Annotated in this window: 11 protein-coding genes; all 11 read right to left on the reverse strand. The window is 56.1% G+C overall.

Annotated features, from left to right (window positions below):
- Positions 1-36: 36 nt before the first annotated feature.
- The 11 genes from QJQ48_RS22020 to QJQ48_RS22070 all read right to left on the reverse strand — a co-directional run bounded on the left by QJQ48_RS22020 (position 37) and on the right by QJQ48_RS22070 (position 22,571).
- Complete coding sequence (locus QJQ48_RS22020) at positions 37-618, reverse strand: siderophore biosynthesis protein (protein ID WP_346293403.1); 582 nt, start codon at positions 616-618, stop codon at positions 37-39.
- Entirely contained in the window at positions 618-1,079 is a 462-nt protein-coding gene (locus QJQ48_RS22025; RefSeq protein WP_346293404.1) for a hypothetical protein, read from the reverse strand. The genes QJQ48_RS22020 and QJQ48_RS22025 overlap by 1 nt, the downstream gene beginning before the upstream one ends.
- On the reverse strand, positions 1,009-1,287 hold the full coding sequence (locus tag QJQ48_RS22030) for an MbtH family protein (protein WP_346293405.1): 279 nt from the start codon (positions 1,285-1,287) through the stop codon (positions 1,009-1,011). Before QJQ48_RS22030 ends, QJQ48_RS22025 begins: the two co-directional genes overlap by 71 nt.
- A gap of 127 nt (positions 1,288-1,414) precedes the next feature.
- Positions 1,415-1,765, reverse strand: coding sequence for an MbtH domain protein (locus tag QJQ48_RS22035; RefSeq protein ID WP_346293406.1), 351 nt, complete (start codon positions 1,763-1,765; stop codon positions 1,415-1,417).
- Between the two features lie 59 nt (positions 1,766-1,824).
- Positions 1,825-2,130, reverse strand: a complete 306-nt coding sequence (locus QJQ48_RS22040) for a hypothetical protein (protein WP_346293407.1) — start codon at positions 2,128-2,130, stop codon at positions 1,825-1,827.
- Between the two features lie 38 nt (positions 2,131-2,168).
- Positions 2,169-3,569, reverse strand: a complete 1,401-nt coding sequence (locus QJQ48_RS22045) for an aspartate aminotransferase family protein (RefSeq protein ID WP_346293408.1) — start codon at positions 3,567-3,569, stop codon at positions 2,169-2,171.
- 51 nt (positions 3,570-3,620) lie between these two features.
- A complete protein-coding gene (locus tag QJQ48_RS22050; RefSeq protein WP_346293409.1) occupies positions 3,621-4,379 on the reverse strand; it encodes a class I SAM-dependent methyltransferase in 759 nt (252 codons plus the stop codon).
- Between the two features lie 67 nt (positions 4,380-4,446).
- A complete protein-coding gene (locus tag QJQ48_RS22055) occupies positions 4,447-8,991 on the reverse strand; it encodes a non-ribosomal peptide synthetase (RefSeq protein WP_346293410.1) in 4,545 nt (1,514 codons plus the stop codon).
- Positions 8,988-12,326 (reverse strand): amino acid adenylation domain-containing protein, encoded by a 3,339-nt coding sequence (locus QJQ48_RS22060; RefSeq protein ID WP_346293411.1) that lies wholly within the window; start codon positions 12,324-12,326, stop codon positions 8,988-8,990. The genes QJQ48_RS22055 and QJQ48_RS22060 overlap by 4 nt, the downstream gene beginning before the upstream one ends.
- Complete coding sequence (locus QJQ48_RS22065) at positions 12,323-17,950, reverse strand: type I polyketide synthase (protein WP_346293412.1); 5,628 nt, start codon at positions 17,948-17,950, stop codon at positions 12,323-12,325. The genes QJQ48_RS22060 and QJQ48_RS22065 overlap by 4 nt, the downstream gene beginning before the upstream one ends.
- 82 nt (positions 17,951-18,032) lie before the next feature.
- Positions 18,033-22,571 (reverse strand): type I polyketide synthase, encoded by a 4,539-nt coding sequence (locus QJQ48_RS22070; protein WP_346293413.1) that lies wholly within the window; start codon positions 22,569-22,571, stop codon positions 18,033-18,035.
- Positions 22,572-22,597: the final 26 nt, after the last annotated feature.

A 22,597-nucleotide genomic window follows, 5' to 3' on the forward strand; every position in this document is an offset into this window, starting at 1 on the left:
TAGATTGAAGATGACCGAACAGTTTGAACACAAAGCTCATAGCCGAGACTCGACAGGGGGATGCATAGGACAGCCCGCTGTTTGAGAATTGGGATCAATTAGGGTTTGGCGGCGCTGCTTAAACTTATCAAGCACTTGTATAGCCGTCTTATTCTCACAGCGCAGGCTACCAATAGTCTCGCCGCCAAACTTCTGACAGACTGCGCCGTGAGAGGCGGCCAAACTGAGGTACGCCTGCACAAACTGTTCGTGTTGCGGTTTAAGGCTTGCGGGTAAAGTGGCAAAAATGGGCTGCAGCCGCTTCCAGATTTGCACCAGAGCCGCATGTTCCCACGACATCAGGCCGCTAAAGTCGCTCGATCGCACCTGGGGAGGCATCATTGAGGGACGCACCTGATGTTCGTAAGCCTGCCGGCTAAAGCTACCAGCCAGCTCCATGGCAGCGCCTGAAGCGAGCATCAACTCCGCTGCTGTTTCCAGTTCAATCCTGGCACTAGACAGGCTACCAGCCAGCAAGTTTTCCTCAAATCGGCGTAGGCAGATAATTAAACCTTGGATGTTGATGAAGAAAGACCAGTGAAAGCCTTTCCAAATTTGATAAGAATTAAGATTGGCCATTAGGCGTTTTCCAAACTGAGATTAAATACCCTGGCTAATAAATGGGCCTGACTGACAAAGCCGCGCTTTTGTCGCTCTATTTGAGTTGGCTCAAAGTCATAATCCTGCTGAAGCAGCAAGAAAAAGGTTCGACACGTGAGCAATACACTTGCCACTAAGCAGGTCGCTGGCTCTTGAGACTGGACGTGAGTCACATTGAAGTATTGATCAAAATCTGTGACTTCCCAACTCTTTAAAGGCGTTTGAGTCGAGACGATCTCAGCCGGTTTAACTGGGCTACTATTCAAAGTTGCTAAGGCCTGCTCAAGCGTTGCGATCGCTTCAGCGGGAGATTCTTCTAGCGATCGCAACAAATAACAAAGCGCTGTACTCAGTCGAACCTGATGGGCTTCACTCAGCAGCATCTGGCTGGGCAGATCCCACGGTACCAGTAGATAGAGCTGGGGAGGAATTGGGGTCATGTTTCGAGCCTATCTGTTGGCGTAAACTGAGTGGCCGCATATCCGTCCAAACAGTTTTGATGTAGTCTAAGCAATCTTGTTTTAGGCCGCTTTTACCGCCGTCTCGCCAGCCAGGAGGGTTATCACGATGGGCCGGCCAAATCGAGTACTGTTCTTCGTGATTGATAACGACTTTGTACAAAGTGGTGTCTTCTGAGTCGTAATTCATGGTTATTCTCCAGAGGTTGAAAGCAACTTTGACCTCAAGCTGTCAGTTGGGAAAACCTGTTTTTCCCCATCAGCAATGGCAAGACGAAGACTGAAAAGATCTCTCGTCTTTTAGCTTTAGCTAATGATTACGGCACCGCCGCTGTTTGAGTGGCCGCCGCCACGGGTTCTAAACGGCCAGTACCGGCTAGGGTTTGCAGGTCAATATCGGCAATGCACTGAACGGGCACATAATTTAGGGTGAGGTCGCCGACTAGATGCACCGAACCTGACGAATGCTCAAAGTCAGCCTGGCTCCAATCGCTGGCTTGAAGATCAAGCCGGATGCCTAATTCTGTGCCGCCTTGGGTTTGGGTAAATTTGATATGGACATAGCCGCGATCGAGACAGGCTTTAAAGGCTGAGACAGTTTTTTCAGGCCGGAGTGCTGCCTCAACGGGATGGGTTCCTTGAGATAGCTGCTGGACTAATTCATTCATAAAACATTTTCCTTTTTGATGCAGGCTGTGTGGTCAATCTAGATTTTGGGGTAGGCAATTTATGCCTTTAGCGGAGCTGATGCATAAGCAGGAATTTCAAACTCTAAAACGGTATGACAAAACTCTTTCCAGGCTGGCGTAACATCGTCAAAGATAATATTTTCATCCTTAAAAATGCCGTCAGTCACCACATAGTTTTCTTGCAGATAGAGAAAGCTATCTGGCGTTAGCGATCGCTTTTCTGGCGCATTTTCATTTTCATCTGACGGCTGCAAACGTATATTTTCTGTCTGCTCGCGCCATTGGCTAAACTGACGCAACTGCTCTACTGCATAAGCTTTGCAATACCTTCCCATTTCTGCCATAAAAACCTCCTTAAATTATGAGTTAAGCAATGATTAAATTACGATTTAGCCGCTAGCAAACCACTCTCGTGCAGCTCACTAAGACTGTCTTTAATCGCGGCTAAGATCGCGGCTAAATCTGCATCGGTATGCGCCGTGGAGAGAAAACCGCTGGTGCCTCTCAGCAAAATGCCGCGATCGCGCAGGTGATAGGTCAGCAGGCTCAGACCCAGTGCCGCTGCATTAGCTGAATCCGAGCGATCGCCGCCGCTGCGACCACCGGGTAGACCAAACAGAGAGCCGCCGCTGACCATGCGAATCGGAAGACCCGCAGCAGCCAGCACAGCGTTGAGCTGATTGACAAACTGAGCTGTGCGCTGATTGAGCTGTGCTTGCAGGTCTGGTCCCTGCTGCTTTAGGTAGTTCAGCATGGCCTTAGCCGCCGCCATCGCTAGGGGATGCTTGCAGTGAGTGCCCGCAAAAAAAGTCGTCTCAACCTGGGGGGCAGAGGCATCGCCATACTGCCACTGGCCGCCGTCTAGCTTATCTAGATAAGCCGCTTTGCCCGCAATGATGCCAATCGGCAAGCCGCCGCCTACGATTTTGCCGTACGTTGCTAAATCGGCTTCTACGCCAAACCAGGCTTGTGCTCCCCCTAGATGGAGGCGAAAGCCCGTGACCATTTCATCAAAAATTAAAGCAATTCCGGCAGCGGCGGTGATCTGCCGGAGCTGATGCAGAAACTGACGGGGCTGGAGTTCTAGTCGGCTGCTTTGAATCGGCTCTACCAAAACCGCCGCGAGTTCTTGCTGGTGAGCCTCAATAATTTCTAAAGCCTGAGGACTGTCATATTCCAGCACCAGCACGTCGGCAACTAGGCTAGGCACAATACCCGGCGCGATCGCGGTGGCTGCCGGTTCCCCACGACCGCTGGCTTTCACCAGCGCGCTATCAAAGTGCCCATGATACGAGCCCGCAAAGACCGCTATTTTGGGTCGCCCGGTCGTTGTCCGCGCGGCTCGAATAGCCGTCATCACCGCTTCAGTCCCCGTATTGCTGATAGCAACGCGCTCTAGGCCCGTTAGCTCACTGATTAAAGCAGCAACTTCGCCCGCGAGTTCAGCTTGGGGGCCAAGCTGAATCCCTTTTTCAATCTGCTCTTGGAGCGCTGCCTTGATGAACGGCGGATTGTGTCCCAGCAGATTGACGCCAAAGCCCATCATCAGGTCAATATATTCGTTGCCATCGACATCCCAAATGCGCGCCCCCGCCGATCGCTGGCCGACGATGGGATAGCACATTTCCTTGAGCGGGGGAAAGAATCCCAACGCATTACGGGGATCGGCGAGGACTGGCCGATAGGTTTGAGCTAGCTGTTTCGACGTTTGCGTGCGGGTTGTATATCGCTGGATAAAGGCAGCTAGAGGCTGCTTCTGATTGACAGGGGCAGATTGAATCATGAGCTGTTTTATTCCTGTGACAGTAAGGCAGAGATAGGGACAGGCGCTTTATTATTTGTGGGCTAAAAAATAGACCATTTGCTGGTCAGCAGGCGGCGTTAAATCGCCGGCTCGGTCATAGATTTGGACAGCTCGAAAGCCAGCCTGTTCTAAAGCGGTTTGCACATCAGTGCAGGCATATGCTTTGGCCTGATAGGTTAAATCCGATCGCCGCCAAACCCGATCAGCCCGGTGAAAAATCGTGATCTTAAAGAATGCCATAGCGCTGTCAGCGTCGTAGCCTTCGCCCACAGCCCAGGCATAGTCCTCCTTAACTTCACCGCCCGTGAGCGGATAATTGCCGTAGTTGCCCTGCAGCCGCAAATCAAACAGAAAAACCCCATCTGCTTGCAAAGCGGCATAGACATTGGCAAAGACCTGACTGAGCTCGGCCAGACTCAAAATGTGGTTTAGGGAAGCGCTGACTGAAAAAACTGCGTCCACTGGGACTGGCAGCTCAAAATCGCGGGCATCGGCTGTAATTAACTCGGCTTGAGGAGTATTTTGGCGGGCATAGTGCAGCATCTGCTCAGAGCCGTCTAGCCCCACCATCTGATAGCCTTTAGCCCTTAGCTGCTGGGTTAAATGCCCGGTACCACAGCAGAGATCTAAAATCCGCGCGGCTGGCTCTAGCTCAGGCAGCAACAGCTTTTCTAAAAAAGGCAGCTTTTCTCGGCAGTATTGGGGGCCAAGGGATTGATTATAGAGCCAAGCCCAGGGATCGTAGGCCGTATATCTTGCTGTAGATGAGGTGAGGGTGTCGTAAGTCATGGGGCTGCTGTTAGATACGCGTGCAAAAGTATTTCAGAGAAAGGTTTGATGGAATTGAGAGAACTCGTTACCTATCTCGGCCAAGCAGGTGGGTGAGATAGGTGCGCAACAGAGCTTGATCAAGGGGGGGACAGGTAATGGGTGTGCCCGCAAGGCCCTTTTGGGTATTGCGGCTATCAAATTTCAGCTTGGCTGGGGGGGTAGGTGACTCGGCAGTTCTGGCCGGAAATAGGGGAATCAGCGGATAGAGCGGGTGCTCTGGTGAATCCTCAACCGTATGCAGCAGGCGCGATCGCCACTGGTCATAAGGCAGCTGCTCAATATCAAAGCCAAAAGCCCGCACCTGATCGATCAGCAGCTGCGCGGAGACGGGCTGCGGATGAAATAAATGGAACGTTTTCCCCAAAATCTGGGGCTGCTGAGCCAGGTGAACAATGGCCTGAGCGATATAGTCAATTGGCACAATATCTAGGCTGATATCGCCCGCCGGAGCGCTGCCGAGCTGAATGCAGCCTTGAATCAGCTTATAGAGAAAGTCGCTGGCATTGAAAGCGCCGGTTTCACTGTGGCCTGAGATCCGGCCAGAGCGATAAACAGACACCGGCAAACCCCGATCGCGAGCGCTGGCAATCAGCTTTTCAGCGACCCACTTGCTCTGGTTGTAGCCACCGGCTGGAACGCGATCGCCTAAGGCATCCTGTTCATAGGCAATCTGAATATCTGGGGCTTCCGAGGAGGACGGCTCAGGCGTCAAGATGCTCAGGCTGGATACAAAGTGAACTGGCTTGAGCTGAGTCTGACAGGCCAGTCTCAAAATCTCCTGGGTTCCCAATACGTTGGCTGCCCTGAGGACGCTATAGGGAGCCGTATGATTGACGGCGGCCCCGTTGTGATAAATCACCTCAATCTGGGCGGCTAGGGTCTTAAACTGGGCGGCGCTCAGCCCTAAAAGGGGCTGGGTCAAGTCTCCCAAAACAGGTACGATTCGGCTTAAGTCGCGATCGCTGGCTAAGCCGTAGGCGCCCAGAGCGTCAGCCAGTTTCTGCCGGCCTGATTCCACGTCAGCAGCTCGCACCAAGCAGTAGAGAGTGGCAGCCGTCTGATTGAGGAGTTCGTCTAGCAAAAACGCTCCCACAAAGCCGGTTGCGCCCGTCAGCAGAATATGGGCTGGTTTGGTTTGGGGGCTGGGGACAGCCTGAGCCGGGTCAATGCTGGCATCGAGCTGGAGATCAAGCTGGACTGGGGGCGACGGGGAACCGGGTAAAAGCGCTTTCCCCTGCTGCGCCAGCGTAATTTGCTCAGCCAGACCCGCAATGGTAGGTTCCGCAAACAAAATCTGTAGCGGCAAGTCCACCTGAAACGACTCTCGCAGGCGTGACAGCAACTGCACAATCAGTAAGGAGTGTCCGCCCAGCTCAAAGAAGTCGTCGTCGATGCCGACCTGCTCTAGCTTGAGCAGCGATCGCCACAGATTAGCTAGCTCCGCCTCAACCGGCGTACGCGGCGCTGTCCAGCGCGTCTCTAGCTGAGGCCGAGCGGTCTCTGGGCCGGGCAGCGCTTGGCGATCGACCTTGCCGTTAGGAGAGAGTGGCAGTGCCGCTAGCTGAATAAAGGCAGCTGGCACCATATAGTCCGGCAGCTGCTTGCGCAGCACTCGTCGCAGCTCACCGACGGCAAAATTCTCGTTAGCCGCAGGCACCACATAGGCAACCAGGCGCTTTTCGCCAGGGCTGTCTTCCCGCACCATGACAACGCTGGTCACGATCCGAGCATCTTGATTCAAAACCGCTTCAATTTCTCCCGGCTCAATCCGAAAGCCGCGAATTTTGACCTGATGATCGGCCCGACCGAGAAACTCAATGCTGCCACCGGGCCGCACCCGCACCCAGTCTCCGGTTTGATACAGGCGGCTACCCGGAACCCCACTAAAAGGATTGGGAATAAAGGCGGCGGCTGTTTTGATTGGACGGTTGAGGTAGCCGCGAGCTAGACCGATTCCGCCAATGAAAAGCTGACCGGGTACCCCCACCGGAACTAACTGCAAATGTCGATCTAGAACATACAGCTGCTTGTTGGCGCTAGGCCGCACAGTCGGTAAGAGAGAATGGCCGTTACCACAGGGTTCCATGCTGGCATTGACCGTCATTTCGGTGGGGCCATAGGCATTAATAAACAGCCGACCCTCGGCCCACTGGTTGATCAGTTCTGGCGGACAGGCTTCACCCCCAACCAGAATCATCTGCAATGCCGGCAGGATTTCAAACGGCAACGCGGCTAGGGCCGAGGGCGTCAGCGTCATGTGGGTAATGGCCTGTTTCCGCAGCAGCTCAACTAAATCCGGTCCTGGCTGCAGGGTTTCTGCCGTGCCTAAACAGAGCGCTGCGCCAGCCCCAAGGGCCATCACAATTTCCGGAATCGAGGCGTCAAAGCTAAAGGAAAAGAACTGCAGCACGCGGCTGCTGGCACTCACGCCGCAGGTACGAATTTTATCGACCGTCAGATTGCCCAGTCCGGCGTGAGGCACTAGCACTCCTTTGGGCCTTCCCGTTGAGCCGGAGGTATAGATTAGATAGGCCAGATTCTCAGGGGTGACGCCGCTGCGCGGATTTTGCTCAGACGCCTGGGCCATCACCGACCAGTCTCGATCTAAGCAGACAACTTGGGCCTGAGTTGGCGGCAGCGCCGCTAACTGCTGTGCCTGGGTGAGCAGCACCGATACTTGGGCATCGTCAACCATAAAGGCCAGTCTTTCTGAAGGGTAGACTGGGTCAAGCGGTACATAGGCGCCGCCCGCCTTCAGAACCGCCAGCATGGCAATGATTTGAACCGGCGATCGCCCTATACAGATACCGACGCGCACTTCAGGGCGGATACCCAGGGTAATCAAGTGGTGGGCGAGCTGGTTGCTGCGACGATTCAGCTCTGCATAGGTCAACTGCTCCTCTTGCCAGACAATGGCAACCGCGTCGGGCGATCGCGTCACCTGGGCTTCGACCAGTTCGTGCCAGCACCGACCTACCGGATAGTCGGCGGCGCTGCTGTTCCACTCGACTAAAAGCTGGTGTTGTTCTGGCTGGCTGAGCAGCGGTAAATCTGAGAGAGAAAGGTCAGGCTGCTGAACAATGCCGGTCAGCAAAATTTGAAAATGACTGATCAGGCGGGCGATGGTGTCAGCCTCAAATAAATCGGTGCTGTATTCCACATTGCCTTTGAGTCCGGAGGCTGTCTCAGTGAGGGCCAGCGTCAGATCAAACTTGGTGGTGTGAGTCTGGTGGGGCAGGGGGCTCAGGGTCAGATCTGGCAGCTGCAGCGGCGCGGGCGGCGTTTGCAACACAAACATCACCTGAAATAGGGGATGGTAGCTGAGGCTGCGTTCGACCGTTAGCTTTTCTACTAGCTGCTCAAACGGCAGGTCTTGATGAGCGTAAGCCTCTAGCGTCACCTCTCGTACCCGCTGCAGCAGGCCGCGAAAGCTGGGATTATCAGCCAGATTGGTCCGCAACACCAGCGTGTTGACAAAAAAGCCAATCAAATTTTCCAGCTCCGCCCGGGAACGATTGGCGATTGGCGAACCTACCAAGACATCATCCTGCCCGCTGTAGCGCCAAAGCAGCGTCTTAAAGGCGGCCAGCAGCAGCATAAACAGGGTGACATTCTCTTGCTGGCTGAGCTGTTTGAGTTGATGGGTCAGTGCTGGCGGCAGCGAAAAGCGCTGGGCGGCACCGCGAAAACTTTGCTTAGGCGGGCGGGGGCGATCGCTGGGTAGCTGCAAGACCGGCAGCCTGCCACCGAGCTGTTGCTGCCAGTAAGCCGACTGCTGTTCTAGCCGCGCTGCCTGATGTTGCTGTCGCTGCCAGACCGCAAAGTCGGCGTATTGAATTGGTAATGGCGATAGGGGCGCCGGGCTGCCCGTCAGAAAGGCCGTATAGAGAGCCGCTAGCTCTCGCAACAAGACATCAATAGACCAACCATCCGCAATGCTGTGATGGAGGGTCAAGGCGATGACATGATCGGTATCACTCAGACGTAGTAGCCCTAGACGCAGCAGCGGCCCGGTTGTGAGGTCAAAAGGCTGCCGGTGGATGGCTGCCACCAGTTGAGAAACTTCAAAGTCCTGCTGTCGAGAGGATAGGGCTTGTAAGTCTATCAAAGGAATCGGTATCGCCGCCGGTGGAGCAATCACCTGGACAGGTTCCCCTGCAGCTGTGCTAAAGGTGGTGCGCAGAGTTTCATGCCGCCGCCCAATTTCAGTCAGGGCTTGGGCAAGTGTAGAAACCTGCAGCGATCCCGTCAGTCTCACGGCAAAGGCGATGTTGTAAGCCGCACTGTGAGGCTGAAGCTGATCAAAAAACCAGAGCCGCTGCTGCCCGAAAGAAAGGGGCAGGGGCTGCGATCGCGCTACCGGCTGAATCGCATCTTGCGCATCTGCTGCCGCTGACTGGTACAGCAGGGACAAAATTTCCGCTTTGTGCTGCTTTAACCGCGTTTGCAGCATCGGTGTCAGAGTGCCTTTGGGGGCATTGCAGCGCAGGCGATCGCCCTCTGCCCAGAGCTGCACGTTGAGCTGGGCTAAGTCAGTTAGTAACTGATCTAGAGATGTCGTTGATGTCATAGTTCAATCTCCTCCCGTTGGCTTAGCCGCTCTGTCGGTGCATCCGCCTCAGTCCCTGAAACAGGCGCTTGTAACTGTCGTAATTGCTGCAGGCGCTCGATTTGAGCGGCGAGTGCGGCCAGGCGGGGGTAATCAAAAATCTGACGCAGTGGCATTTCCAGCTTGAAGCTCTCTCGCAGGTGAGACACTAGGCGCAAAGCCAAGAGTGAATGACCACCCAGATCAAAAAAGTTGTGGTTGACGCTGACGGTTTCTAACCCTAAAAGCTGTTGCCAAATAGCTGCTAACTTTTCTTCCGTCGCGGTTCGCGGCAACGTGATAGATTCCTCTGTTTCGCTAGGCAACTGTTCTGGTGGTGGTAACGCCTTGCGATTCACCTTGCCGTTGGGGGTAAGAGGAAACGCTTGAAGCCAGCAGAAGACTGCCGGAATCATGTAGCCGGGTAGTCGCTGACTGAGGAATGTTCGTAGCGTTTGATTGGACGGCTGAGGCTGGCAGTCAGCTTTGAGATAGGCAACCAGGCGATCGCCTTGTGGTGTCGTCTGGAGGGTAACAACCGTTTGCTGGATACCGGGATGCTGCGCTAAAGCCGCTTCAATTTCCCCCAGCTCAATGCGGAAGCCCCGCAGCTTCACCTGATAGTCGATGCGGCCCAGAAACTCAATTGTCCCATCCGGGCGATAGCGGGCTAGGTCTCCTGTTCTATAAAGCCTTGACCCGATTCCAGAAGCTGCCTGCACAAATGGACTCGGCACAAACTTTTCTGCCGTCAACGCCGCCCGCTGCCAGTAGCCCCGCGCTAGCCCCACGCCGCCAATGTGCAGCTCGCCCGGAACCCCCACCGGCACTGGCTGCCCCGCTGGGTCCAGCAGGTAAATCTGCGTGTTGGCAATCGGTTTGCCAATCGGTACGCTGGTTAACTCACCCTGAGGCTGACACGGCCAAGCAGTCACATCAATCGCCGCCTCAGTCGGGCCGTAGAGGTTGTGCAGCTCTGCTGACAGCCGCTCAAAGAAGCGCTCCTGCAGCGCCACCGGCAGCGCTTCTCCGCTGCAGATGACCCGGCGCACACAGACGCAACGCTCTAAATCGGGTGCTTCGAGAAACGCCTGCAGCATGGAGGGGACAAAGTGCAGCGTCGTCACCTGCTGCTGCTCAATTAGTTTTGCCAGGTAAGCGCTGTCTTTATGGCCCTCTGGCCTAGCGATCGCCAGCCGCGCGCCCACCATCAGCGGCCAGAGAAACTCCCACACCGAGACGTCAAAGCTGAAGGGGGTCTTCTGCAGTGCGCAGTCGTCTGCGGTCAGTCCGTAGGCAGACTGCATCCACTGCAGGCGGTTGCTCAACGCCCCGTGGGTGTTCATCGCCCCTTTGGGCTGGCCGGTGGAGCCGGAGGTGTAGATGATGTAGGCCAGATGGGCCGGGGTGACGGCGCTGATGGGATTGGTTGTGGGCAAAGCGGCGATCGCGGGCCAGTCCTGATCCAGGCAGATAGTGGTAGCTGAGTGCTCAGGCAGGGTAGCAACAAGCTGGCTGTGAGTCAGCAGCAGCGGCACTTGGCTGTCCTGGAGCATGAAGGCGAGACGCTCAGAGGGATAGCTAGGATCGAGTGGCACATAGGCCCCGCCAGCTTTGAGGACGGCTAGGATAGCAACGACCAGGTCCAAAGAGCGTTCAAAGCAGAGGCCCACTGGCGTATCGGACAGGACGCCCTGTGCTTGTAGGTAGTGGGCGAGCTGGTTGGCGCGGCTGTTGAGTTCTTGGTAAGTGAGATGCTGATTGGCAAAGCTGAGGGCGATCGCGGCGGGCGTTTGCTCGACTTGGGCCTCTATGAGCTGATGCGGGCAGCGTTGAGGGTAATCAACTCGCGTATTGTTCCAGGTGGATAGTATCGTCTGTCGTTCCGAGAGGGTGAGCAGGGGCAGTGCCGCGATCGGCTGTTGCGGCTGAGCCACCATCCCTGCAAGCAGAACTTGCAAATGCTCTGCTAAACGCACAATACTGGCTTGATCAAATTGCTGGGTGCGGTATTCAATTCTGCCGAGCAGTCCTTGGGGGGTATCTGAGAAAGCTAGGCTTAAATCAAATTTGGCGGAAGCACTTTCATTTTCCTGAACATCCAGCGTCAGCTCTGGCAGCTGGGCAACCGAATTGGGCGTATTTTGCAGGACAAAGAGCACCTGGAAAAGGGGGTTGTGACCGAGGTCGCGCGGTAGCTTCAGTTCGTCTACTAAGCGTTCAAACGGCAGATCCTGATGGGCATAGGCTCCTAGCGCTGTTGCTCGTATCCGGCCTAGCAGTTCTGAAACAGTAGGATTGCCCGCTAAATCCGTACGCAGCACTAGCGTGTTGGCAAAGAAACCGATAATGCCCTCAAGTTCAGTCCGATTGCGATTGGCGATCGGGGAGCCAATCAGAATGTCAGACTGTCCGCTATAGCGATACAAGAGAATCTTAAAAGCGGCCAGCAGGGTCATAAATAGCGTGACGTTTTCCCGCTGGCTCAACGTTTTGAGCGCCTGCGTCAGTTCTTGAGAAAGTGAGAACTGATGAATTGCGCCTTGAGATCCTGGGTCGGCTAAACAGGGCGAGGCGATCGGTAATTTTAAAACGGGGAGTGAACCCTGGAGCTGCGATCGCCAGTAAGCTAGCTGCTGATCCAGCAGTGCTCCCTGAAGCTGCTGCCGCTGCCAGACGGCAAAGTCCGCATATTGGACAGGCAGAGGAGCTAGGGGAGAAGGTTGGCCCCTAGAGAAAGCACCGTAAAGAGCGGCAAGTTCCTGAAATAAAACCTGCATCGACCAGCCATCAGAGATAATATGGTGCATTGTTAGCAGCAGTACATGCTGATCCGCCGCTAGCCGCACTAAGGTGACGCGCAGAAGAGGAGCGTGAGTGAGATCAAAAGGGCACCGAGCAGCTGCTGTGGCTAATCGGGTCAATTCTGCCGTTTGTTGAGCCACCGGTAATAACTGCAAATCCACGAGGGGAACAGCTAGCTGCAGGGTCGGCAAAATGAGCTGAACGGATTGGCCGTCAACCGTGTTGAAGGCCGTGCGCAGTGCCTCCTGGCGCTGCACAATCTGGTTGAATGCTTGGGTCAGTGCTGCAATCTGTAAGGTTCCAGTCAGATGCAGCTGAAAGGCGATGTTGTAAGCGGGACTGCCGGGTTCTAACTGATCGAGAAACCAGAGCCGCTGCTGGGCAAAGGAGAGCGGCACCGTCATCGGGGAAGGCACCTTGGCATTTTTCGCCTGCTTTTGCAATAGCTCTGCCAGTAGCTGCCGCTTGGCTGCTAGCGAGTGAGAGGGGGCATGGATGGGGCGATCGCTCATGAGTTGACCTCCTCCGCTAGCATTTGGTTCAGTAAGGCGTCTACTTCTTGTTCGGAAAGCTGATCAAGATTGGCTGCCGGATCGGCCTGACGGCGATTGAGCTTTTGAATCGGCGTTCTATCAGATGCAGGAGCCTGGATCTGTAACTGCTGAATTTGTTGCGACTGCTGGGCCACAGTGGGCGTTTCAAACAAGCTGTGCAATGGCAAATCCACAGCAAAAGCCTGCCGCATGGCCGCAATCACCTGGGTTGCCAGCAGCGAGTCCCCGCCTAGCTCAAAGAAGTGATCGTGAATGCCAATATTCGTAATGCCTAAATACTGCTGCCAAATCTCTGCCGTCTTCTGCTCAACTGGTGTTTGGGGAGCTACATAGGCCGTGCCCACTGGCGGTCGGGGATAGCTGGGCTGCTGGCTGTCAGGGGCAGGGGTAGAAGCCTGCTGCCAGTGCGCCGATTGCTTTTGGGCCATGACCGCGGCTAAATCACGGGTGGAGATTAGCACCTGCGGCCAATTGGCTTGCAGGCCCCGCCGTAAGACCTCAATGCCTTCCTGCGGCGTCAGTCCCCGCTGGGCTAGCGAATGGGGGCTGGTGGTTGCTGCGAGTGTGGGGGCTGAGCCAGCGAGTGTCTGAGCAGAAATCGCCTTCACTAAGCGGTGGTCTGCCTGAGCAAAGCCAGTATCTGGCTTGACCTGGCGCATCGTGAACTCATTTATCGTGACCAACTCTCTGCCCTGCTCGTCCAAAAGTTGCACGTCAAAGGTCAATGTTTCTGTGGGCGTCTCTGGCTGAGGAAATGCCTGAACATAGCTATAAATGCGGCTGGGCAACGATCGCTTCACAATTAATTGCCTGTAGGAAAAGGGTAAATACACACCGCCATAAACCCGTCGCATAAAGCCTGTTGCTAAATCCAGCAGGGCCGGGTGCAGGCTGTAGGCGTCTAGATCATCTCTAAAGGACGCGGGCAGCTCTAAGGTAGCTAAGGCTTGGTGCTGCCCCACCTGAATCTGCTGCAAATTCGTCCAGCGCGGCCCAAATTCAGCCAGTCGCCCTGAGCCGGATTCTGCGGCTTTAGGGGCGATGACGATCGCTTGCTGTTGGCACTGGGCCGCGATCGCGGTGATGGACTGAGCGGGTAAATCCTGGGTCGCCGCTAAACAACGGGCTTTGCCTTGCGCGTGGACTTGCCACTGATTTGCCCCCGTCGCCAAGCGGCTTTGAATCACGAATTCCATCGCCTCACCCTGCCGCTGCAGGTGGAGCTGCACCTGCTTGCTGCCCGTGTCCGCAACTTCTAGAGGACTGAGAAAATAGACATCCTGCAGGGCGATCGCGCCGACGGGGTGACAATAATCGGCGACGGCTGCGCGTGCCATCTCTAAGTAAGCCGTGCCGACTAACACTGCCGTTCCCTGAATGCGATGCTCATTCAGCACCCAGTCGTCTGCCACCGTTAGGGTGGTCATATAAACGGCCTGGTCAGCCGCTTCGAGCAGGCAGGTATCCAGCAGGGGATGGGCCACCGCCCTGCCAGGGGTGGCTGATTGGGTCAGGGGGGAGCGATCGCCCAGCCGGGCCGCCATGCCCACTTGCTGCCAAGCATCCCAGCTGAGCGACAGGGTCAACGGCCCGTCTGGGTCGGCATGGGCATGGGCAAACGCATCCAGAAACGCATTAGCCGCGCAGTAATCAACCTGCCCGACACCGCCAATCACCGCATTTAAAGAGGAGCAAAGCACAAAGAAGTCTAGCGGTAAGTCCTGACAAACCTGATGCAGAATCAGCGTCCCCTTCACTTTGGGGGCCAAAACTGATTCAACGCCGTCCCGCGTTTTTCCCTGCATGACGCCACCACTAGGCAGACCTGCCGCGTGAATCACGCCGTGAATCGGGCCATAGCAGGCTAGGGACTGGGCGATCGCCTGCTGCATTTGGGCCCAATGGGTAACATCGGCGCGAATCACTAAAATCTCTGCTCCGGCAGCTTCTAACCGCTGCAGGCGCCGTATTTTTTGGCTGGTCTCGTCCTCTAACCCTCGCTCCTCTAGCCACTGAGGCCAGTCCGCTTTAGCTGGAGCCGATCGCCCCAGCAAAATCAGGCGCGCCTGTACGGTCTTTGCCAGATATTCAGCGATCGCTAGCCCTATACCCCCCAGTCCGCCCGTAATTAGGTAGACGCCTTGCGATCGCAGTTGGGGAACCGTCTGGGTTTCGGGCAGCGGCAGGGGTTCAAAGACCTGAACCCAACGCTGCTGACCGCGATAGGCAACGCAGCGATCGCGCGGCTGAGCCTGTAGTTCAACCAGCAGCGTGCTGACAAGCTGCTGAAACTGGCGGCTGTCTAGCGCCGGCAGGCTGACGTCAACACTGCGGCAGTTGAGCTGGGGGTACTCCTGCTCCATCACTCTGACAGGGCCGAGCAGGGTGGCCTTATCTGGACAGAGGCTGTCGGTTTCCAGCACCCGCTGCAGATGGCTCGATATCACCGTCACTGGCAAGGGCTGATTGAGGCTGTGTCGGCCCAGTGCCTGAGCCAGAAAGAGCAGGCTGTAAAAGCCGCGCGTTTGGCTATCGTCGAGGCCATCGAGGGTGAGGCTGGCTGGCACTGAGGCCGTTACCGTCCAACTGTGGACAATCTGATCCGGCCAGCGATCGCTCGCCGAGAGCTCCTGCAGCAGCCGATCGTACTGCTCTGGCTGTGTCGGATTGAGCTGGTAGGTAGCCTGGTCAAGCTGCTCAAATTTCTCGCCGAGCTGAGCAATTGTGACGCGGTGGCCTTGTTGCTGCAGGCGGTGGGCTAGCTGGTCGCCTAGCCCCAACTCGTCGGCAAAAATTAAGAAAGTTCCGGCCTCTAGGGGCTGTGGGCGCGTCAATACTGACTGCTGCCAAAGCGGCACATAAAACCAGTCGGCAATGTCGGCTTTTTTAGCCAGTGACGGCTGAGGGGTGTCGCCGGTAGCGGCAGGCTGACGGTCAATCCAATAGCGCTGTCGTTCAAAGGGATAGGTCGGTAGCGGCAGCCGCTGCCGCTGTTCCTGGCGATAAAACCCGGCCCAGTCAACAGTTCCGCCAGCCAGCCAGAGCTGTCCCAACGCCCGCAGCAGAACAGCCCGGTCGGCTGACTCGTCCTGGGGATGGCGCATCGAGGTTAAAACCACAGCCTCTTTAGCGTGGTGCTTGGCGAAGGTGCTCAATGTCCGCCCTGGGCCAACTTCCAGCAAAACGCGAGCGGGTTGGCGCAGCACTTCGGTCAGCCCTTCACTAAAGCGCACAGACTGACGTAAATGGCGTACCCAATAGCCCGGATCGCTGGCTTCAGCCGGACGAATCCAGGTACCGCTGACATTCGACAGAAAGGGAAGCTGCGGTGTCTTCAAGTCAATAGTTTGCAGGGCAGCGGCAAAGGCATCCAGAATGGGGTCAACGTCAGCCGAGTGAAAGGCATGTCCCACCGCCAGTTGCCGACAGCGAATGCCCGCCTGGGTCAGGGCTGACTCAGCCTCAGCGATCGCCGCCGCCCCGCCTGAAATTACGCAGTGGGAAGGGCTATTGTGACCGGCGATGGTTAAACGCTTTTCTAGGAAGGGCTGCAAGTCAGGAGGAGAAGCGTGCACCGACAGCATGGCCCCGGCTGGCAGCTGCTGCATCAGCCGACCTCTAGCGGCAATCAGGGCCAGCGCCTCCTCTAAAGTGAAAACGCCTGCCAGAGTAGCGGCAACATATTCCCCTAAACTATGACCGATGCAGGCTTCTGGCTGCACCCCCCAGCTCATCCATAACTGAGCCAGCGCATATTCAATTGCAAAGAGGGCGGGCTGAGCGTAGCAGGTTTGGCCTAAGGTATCGGTGGCCGCCTGCTGGCTGACCTCAGCCGAGGGATACAAAATTTCCCGCAAATCTAAGCATAGATGGGGCTTGAGCAACTGACAGCATTGATCGAGCTGCTGGCGAAAGACTGGTTCAGTTTGATAAAGGCCCCGGCCCATCGCCACATGCTGCGCCCCCTGTCCCGGAAACATAAAGACAACGGTAGGCGGCGAGCCGGAGGCATGATGATGGCTGAGGACATGCGGCGGCTCACCGGTCGATAGCTTTTGCACGGCCTCTGAAGTATTCTGGCAGACCACCATGCGGCGGTAATCGAAGGCTTTGCGACCGACCTGCAGCGTATAGGCGACATCCGCTAGGTTGGGCTGGGCCTGCTGCAGATGGGTCGCTAAATTTTGGGTGGCGGTTTCTAGGGCTAAGGGCGTTTTAGCCGAGAGCAGCAGGAGCTGTTCAGGCCGGGAGGGCGCGGCAGCAGGGCGGGGCGGGGCTTCTTGCAGCACCACGTGGGCATTGGTGCCGCCCATGCCAAAAGAGCTAACCCCTGCCCGGCGCGGTGCCCCATTAGACGGCCACTCTGCGAGCTGGGTATTGACATAAAAGGGGCTGGATGCGAAGTCAATTTGGGGATTGGGCTGCTGGAAGTGGAGGCTAGGCGGAATCTGCCGGTGTTTTAGGGCAAGAACCGTTTTAATCAATCCGGCAATCCCTGACGCCGAGACCAAATGACCCACATTGGTTTTCACCGACCCCAGGGCGCAAAAGCCGGTCTGGGTTGTGCCGGTGCGAAAGGCTTGGGTCAGGGCCTGGACTTCAATCGGATCGCCAATCGCTGTTCCCGTGCCGTGGGCCTCAATATAGCTGACGGTATCGGGGGTCACCCCCGCTGCGGACAGCGCTTCGACAATCACTTCTGCCTGTCCGGCCACGCTGGGAGCGGTATAGCTGACTTTTAAGGAGCCATCGTTATTGATGGCCGAGCCTTTGATGACTGCCTGGATACAGTCACCATCGGCGATCGCCTCGGTCAGGCGTTTTAGCACCACAATGCCAACACCGCTGCCAAAAACGGTGCCCTGCGCCTGGGCGTCAAATGCGCGGCAGTGACCATCCGGCGAAAAAATATCGTCTTCTCGATAGCGATAGCCCGTCGTCTGCGGCATCTTGACAGAAACGCCGCCCGCCAGCGCCAGGTCGCATTCCTGATTCAGTAAGCTCTGGCAGGCCACGTGTACCGCCACCAGCGAGGTGGAACAAGCCGTCTGAACATTTAGGCTCGGCCCCTGCAGGTTGAGTTTGTAGGAGAGGCGCGTCGGCATAAAGTCTTTGCTGTTGCCGAAGGTAATCTGTTCCCCTAAATCCGCCATCAAATCCTGATGGGAATACAGGTTGATTAAATAGCTGTTCATATTGGCCCCGGCATAGACCCCAATAGACCCCTGGGGCGCATAGCCTGCCGTTTCAAGAGCCTCCCAGGCACATTCCAAAAATAGGCGATGCTGGGGATCCATAATTTCGGCTTCTCGGGGAGAAATGCCGAAGAACCCTGCGTCAAAACATTCAATGTCGTCTAGTTTGGAACTGGCTTTGACATAGTGAGGCTGATTCCACTGGTCAGGCGTGACGCCAGCGGCCCGCAGAGTTTCCTCGCTGAGGAAGGAAATAGACTCAACGCCGTGCTGTAAGTTGTGCCAAAACTGCTCCAGCGTATTTGCCCCTGGAAAGCGTCCGGCCATGCCAATAATGGCAATGTCTAAATCGTCAATAGCGGTAGATAGTGTCTCAGCCCTGTTCATTTCTCAATCCTCAGTATCAGCCTGGCCTGCTCATCAATCTGTGAGCGAAGCCGCGCGACTCTCAATAGTCTGGAAAAAGCATCTATAGGCGCTGTTTTTGTCTAGCTCGGCGCTTCTGGCCGCGTGTCAGACTCGATGCCAGCGGCGTCTTTTCGCTGTCGTCCTGTCTCAGGAGGGCCGTCAGCTTACTCACCGTCGGGCACTCATAGAGGTTGACGACCGAAATTTGGGCCTTCAACCGCTGCTTCAGTTGCGCAACCACTTGAATACTGCTGAGCGAGTTGCCGCCGAGATCAAAAAAGTTGTCGTGCAGTCCAATCGCCTTCACCCCTAAAACCTGCCGCCAGATTTCTGCGATTGTCCGCTCAATTTGATGGCGGGACGCTCCCTCTAGGCTCTGAGCAGCTGCCGCTGGCTGCGGTGTCCCTGATCGAACAGAGGCTAGCTTGAGCCATTGGTCAATTCGGGGCTGCAAGGCCCCAGTCGAAACCACGATCTGAGCTAGCGCCTGTCGCGGTAGCTGCAGCAGACGGTCAAAAATCGCCATTCCCTCCGTGGGCGTAATCCCGTGTCCTAAGGTAGAACCTGCGATCGCCTGACCTGCTTGCGGCTCGATCTGCCAGGCATCCCAATTGACGCTCAGGATAGGGAAGCTGCCCCGACGGCGTTGCTGGTGAGCCAAAGCATCCATAAAGCTGTTGGCAGCGGCATAGGCGGCAAACCCCAGACCGCCCAGCACCGACGCCAGCGAGGAAAAGAGTAGGCAAAAATCTAAAGCCTCATCCTGCAAAACCTGAATCAGCAGGCGTGAGCCGTGCACTTTTGCCTGGAACTGGCGCTGACAAGCTGCTGGGGTCAAATCTTGAATCCCGTAACGCTCATTGGCGATACCAGCGGCGTGGATGACGCCGTGAATCTGACCAAACTGCTGCTTTGCTTGAGTAACTGCCGTCTGCATTTGTGCTGTATCTGCCACATCGGCTGAAATCGTTAAGACCTCAGCTCCTAGCTGCTCTAGGCGCTGAATTTGCTGAATCCGGTGAGAGGTCAAGTCTGGTTCAGAATGGGTTTCAAGCCACTGCTGCCAGTGCGATCGCTCTGGTAGGCCAGAGCGGCTGATGAGGACTAGCTTGGCAGCCGCTGTCTGCGCAATGTGCTGGGCCAGGATTAATCCCAGCTTGCCGAGTCCACCCGTGATTATATAAACGCCATTTTTCCTTAAAAAATATTGTGAATTATTCTCATTAAAGGGAACGGCTTCAAAGGTTTGCACCCAGCGATGCTGACCGCGATAGGCCACGCTTAAATCGGCGGGAGCTGTTAGTTCACTCGTAAGCTGCTCAAGGAGCGATCGCTCTGATGCTTTCTGACACTGGCTAATATCGACACTGTAGCAGGTGATATGGGGGTATTCTTGAGGAATGACCTTCGCCAGTCCCAAAGCAGTACTCGCCTCAGGGCAGAGCAGTTCGTCACCAGTGATATCGTAGGCGTTGTTAGTAATTATTGTCAATTGTACAGGGCTGGCAATTTTTTGCCGCCCAATAGCCTGGGTGAGAAATAGCAGGCTGTAAAAGCCGAGCTGCTCTGAAGCAGCCGCTGCCGTCTCACACCAGCCGTGGGCGATCGCTTCAGGCATTTGATCTGCTCTCGTCAGCGCCTGGATCAAGCTGTCATAGTCTGGCTGGTGCAGCGGATTCAGCACATAGTCCCCATCCCTGAGACGCTGAAACTGCTGGCCACAGGTGACCGTAATCACGGTTTTGCCCTGCTGCCTGAGCTGACGGGCGATCGCCTGTCCCCAGCCTTGGGCCTCAATCAGCAGCAGCCAGGTTTGGGGCTGTTTCGGAGGTTGAGATCTGAGCAGCGCCAGAGGCGGCGTTTGCTTCCAGACAGGCAGATAGAACCAGTCCGTCAGGCTGGATTTCGGGATCGGGGGCGCAGCGGGCGTAGGGCTAACTGCTGGCTGAGGTTCAACCCAGTAGCGCTGGCGCTCAAACGGATAGGTAGGTAAGGGGAGGCGCTGCCGCTGTTCGTGAGCCGAAAAGCGTGACCAGTCTACGATGACGCCCAGCGACCACAGCTTGCCGAGGGTCTGGAGAATAAAGGCCACATCTGACTGCGACTCTTTGGGGTGGCGCAGGGAAGAGAGTGGGGGGAGGGCGGCATCTGAGAGGGTTTGCTGAGCGAGAGTACTCAAGACCCGACCGGGACCCACTTCTAGAAAAATCGAGGCTGAGGCAGACTGTAAGGTGGCTATGCCCTGGCTGAAACGAACTGGCTGCCGCAAATGCCTAGCCCAATAGCGTGGATTGGTCGCCTCTGCATCGGTAATCCAAGTGCCCGTGACGTTGGAGATGAACGGGATTTGGGGCGGCTGCAGGGCTATCTGCTGCACCTGGGTAACAAACGGCTCCAGAATGGGATCCATCAGCGCCGAGTGAAAGGCATGGGAGGTTTGCAAGCGACGGCAGTGAACTCCCTGGTGCGTCAGGCGATCGCTCAGCTCCTGTATCGCTTCATCGGCTCCAGAGAGAACGCAGAGCTGCGGGGCGTTATGAACCGCAAAGCTAATCTCTTCGCTTAAGAACGGTTTGACTGCTGACTCTGACAGCGAGACGGCCAACATGCTGCCAGGCGGCAACTGCTGCATTAGCCGTCCCCGGATAGCCACCAGACGCAGCGCCGCTTCTAAACTAAACACCCCCGCCAAACAGGCCGCCACATATTCACCAATGCTGTGACCAATCATGACTTGGGGACAGACCCCCCAGCTGATCCAGAGCTGAGCGAGCGCATACTCAACCACAAACAGGGCTGGCTGCGTATAGCGAGTTTGGGTCAAGAGCGCGTGCTCGGTGAATAAAATTTGACGTAAATCAACGTCGAGATGAGGTCGCAGGAGCTGACAGCACCGATCAATCTGTTCGCGAAATAATGATTCAGAGGCATAAAGATCCCGTCCCATATCCCCATACTGGGATCCTTGACCGGGAAACATGAACGCCAACTGCGGAGCAGAGGCCGCCTGCTGCGTCCAGATGGCAGATGAATCGGAGTGTTTCAAGACCTCGATCGCAGTCTCTCTGTCCTCACAGACGGCAACCCGGCGGTGCTCGAAGGCTTGCCGCCCGACCTGTAGCGTATAGGCCACATCAGCCAGCGGGAGCTGGGGATGCTGCAGTAGGTGGGTCACTAAGTTGGCGGTGGCTGTCTCTAGGGCCGAGGGGGTTTTGGCTGACAAGAGGAGGAGCTGATGAGATCGAGATCCCCCGGCGGGTAGGCGAGGAGCTTCTTCAAGCACCACATGGGCATTGGTGCCGCCCATGCCAAAGGAGCTGACCCCCGCCCGCCGGGGCCGAGTCGGGCTGTCCCAAGGCGTGAGGGTCGTGTTGACATAGAAGGGACTGTTGGCAAAATCAATTTTGGGATTGGGCTGCTGAAAGTGCAGGCTAGGCGGAATCTGCTGATGCTGCAGCGATAGGATAGTTTTAATCAGGCCCGTCACGCCAGCGGCGACGCCTAGATGGCCCACGTTGGTTTTCACCGACCCCAGAGCACAGAAGCCGGTCTGGGCGGTCTGAGTTTGAAAAGCCTGAGTCAGCGCCGCCACTTCAATCGGGTCGCCCAGCGTTGTCCCAGTACCGTGAGTTTCGATATAGGTCACCGCGGCGGCGTCAACCTCCGCGATCGCCTGGGCAGCTTGAATCACTTTGGCTTGGCTATCGATTCGGGGAGCCGTATAGCTGACTTTGGCCGCTCCGTCATTATTAATTGCCGAGCCTTTAATCACTGCTCGAATACAGTCACCATCGGCGATCGCGTCTTCTAAACGCTTGAGGACAACAATCCCGACTCCGTTGCCGCCTACGGTTCCCTGTGCTTGAGCATCAAAGGCGCGACAGTGACCATCAGGAGACAAAATATCTCCTTCCTGATAGAGATAGCCGCTTTTTTGCTGGGATGAAATACCCACACCGCCTGCCAAAGCCATGTCACATTCACCATTGAGCAAGCTTTGACAAGCCAGATGTACCGCCACCAGAGAGGTTGAACAGGCGGTTTCAACAGTGCAGCTTGGGCCTTCTAAATTGAGCTTGTAGGAAACGCGCGTGGTTAAATTGCCCGGATCGTTCCCCAGCAAAATTTGGTTAGGCGTGACTGATTGCAACAGGCGATCGCGATTGGGCAACAGATTGGCTAGCAAATAGCTGCTGAGGCGAGAACCACCATAGACCCCAATCAGCCCTTCATATCGCTGCGAGTCGTAGCCCGCATCCTCTAGCGCTTCCCAGGCGCATTCCAGAAAAAGGCGATGCTGCGGATCGAGCACTTCGGCCTCGCGAGGAGAAAAGCCAAAGAACGCCGCGTCAAAGCGATCGCTATCAGCTAGGACGCCGCCCGCTTTGACATAGTTGGGATGCTCTACCGGAGAGGTGCCTGTAACAGAGGCTTCTAGCTCCTCAGGGGCAAAGAAAGTGATGGACTCTTTGCCATCGCACAGGTTCTGCCAAAACTGCGCCACATTTTGAGCGCCTGGAAAGCGTCCAGACAGACCAATGACAGCAATTTCTAGGCCGTTAGTGGCGCTGGCTAAAGGTTGGGAGGTTGAGTCACTCATAAAACACAAAAAACAGATAATCGGCA

The organism is Sphaerothrix gracilis Ecp01, from assembly GCF_030405905.1.
Taxonomy (GTDB): domain Bacteria; phylum Cyanobacteriota; class Cyanobacteriia; order Phormidesmidales; family Phormidesmidaceae; genus Sphaerothrix; species Sphaerothrix gracilis.

What these genes read in the sequence shown, in the direction of transcription:
- QJQ48_RS22020 (WP_346293403.1), bottom strand. Translation starts at nt 618, where the DNA reads ATGGCCAATCTTAATTCTTATCAAATTTGGAAAGGCTTTCACTGGTCT.
- QJQ48_RS22025 (WP_346293404.1), bottom strand. Translation starts at nt 1,079, where the DNA reads ATGACCCCAATTCCTCCCCAGCTCTATCTACTGGTACCGTGGGATCTG.
- QJQ48_RS22030 (WP_346293405.1), bottom strand. Translation starts at nt 1,287, where the DNA reads ATGAATTACGACTCAGAAGACACCACTTTGTACAAAGTCGTTATCAAT.
- QJQ48_RS22035 (WP_346293406.1), bottom strand. Translation starts at nt 1,765, where the DNA reads ATGAATGAATTAGTCCAGCAGCTATCTCAAGGAACCCATCCCGTTGAG.
- QJQ48_RS22040 (WP_346293407.1), bottom strand. Translation starts at nt 2,130, where the DNA reads ATGGCAGAAATGGGAAGGTATTGCAAAGCTTATGCAGTAGAGCAGTTG.
- QJQ48_RS22045 (WP_346293408.1), bottom strand. Translation starts at nt 3,569, where the DNA reads ATGATTCAATCTGCCCCTGTCAATCAGAAGCAGCCTCTAGCTGCCTTT.
- QJQ48_RS22050 (WP_346293409.1), bottom strand. Translation starts at nt 4,379, where the DNA reads ATGACTTACGACACCCTCACCTCATCTACAGCAAGATATACGGCCTAC.
- QJQ48_RS22055 (WP_346293410.1), bottom strand. Translation starts at nt 8,991, where the DNA reads ATGACATCAACGACATCTCTAGATCAGTTACTAACTGACTTAGCCCAG.
- QJQ48_RS22060 (WP_346293411.1), bottom strand. Translation starts at nt 12,326, where the DNA reads ATGAGCGATCGCCCCATCCATGCCCCCTCTCACTCGCTAGCAGCCAAG.
- QJQ48_RS22065 (WP_346293412.1), bottom strand. Translation starts at nt 17,950, where the DNA reads ATGAACAGGGCTGAGACACTATCTACCGCTATTGACGATTTAGACATT.
- QJQ48_RS22070 (WP_346293413.1), bottom strand. Translation starts at nt 22,571, where the DNA reads ATGAGTGACTCAACCTCCCAACCTTTAGCCAGCGCCACTAACGGCCTA.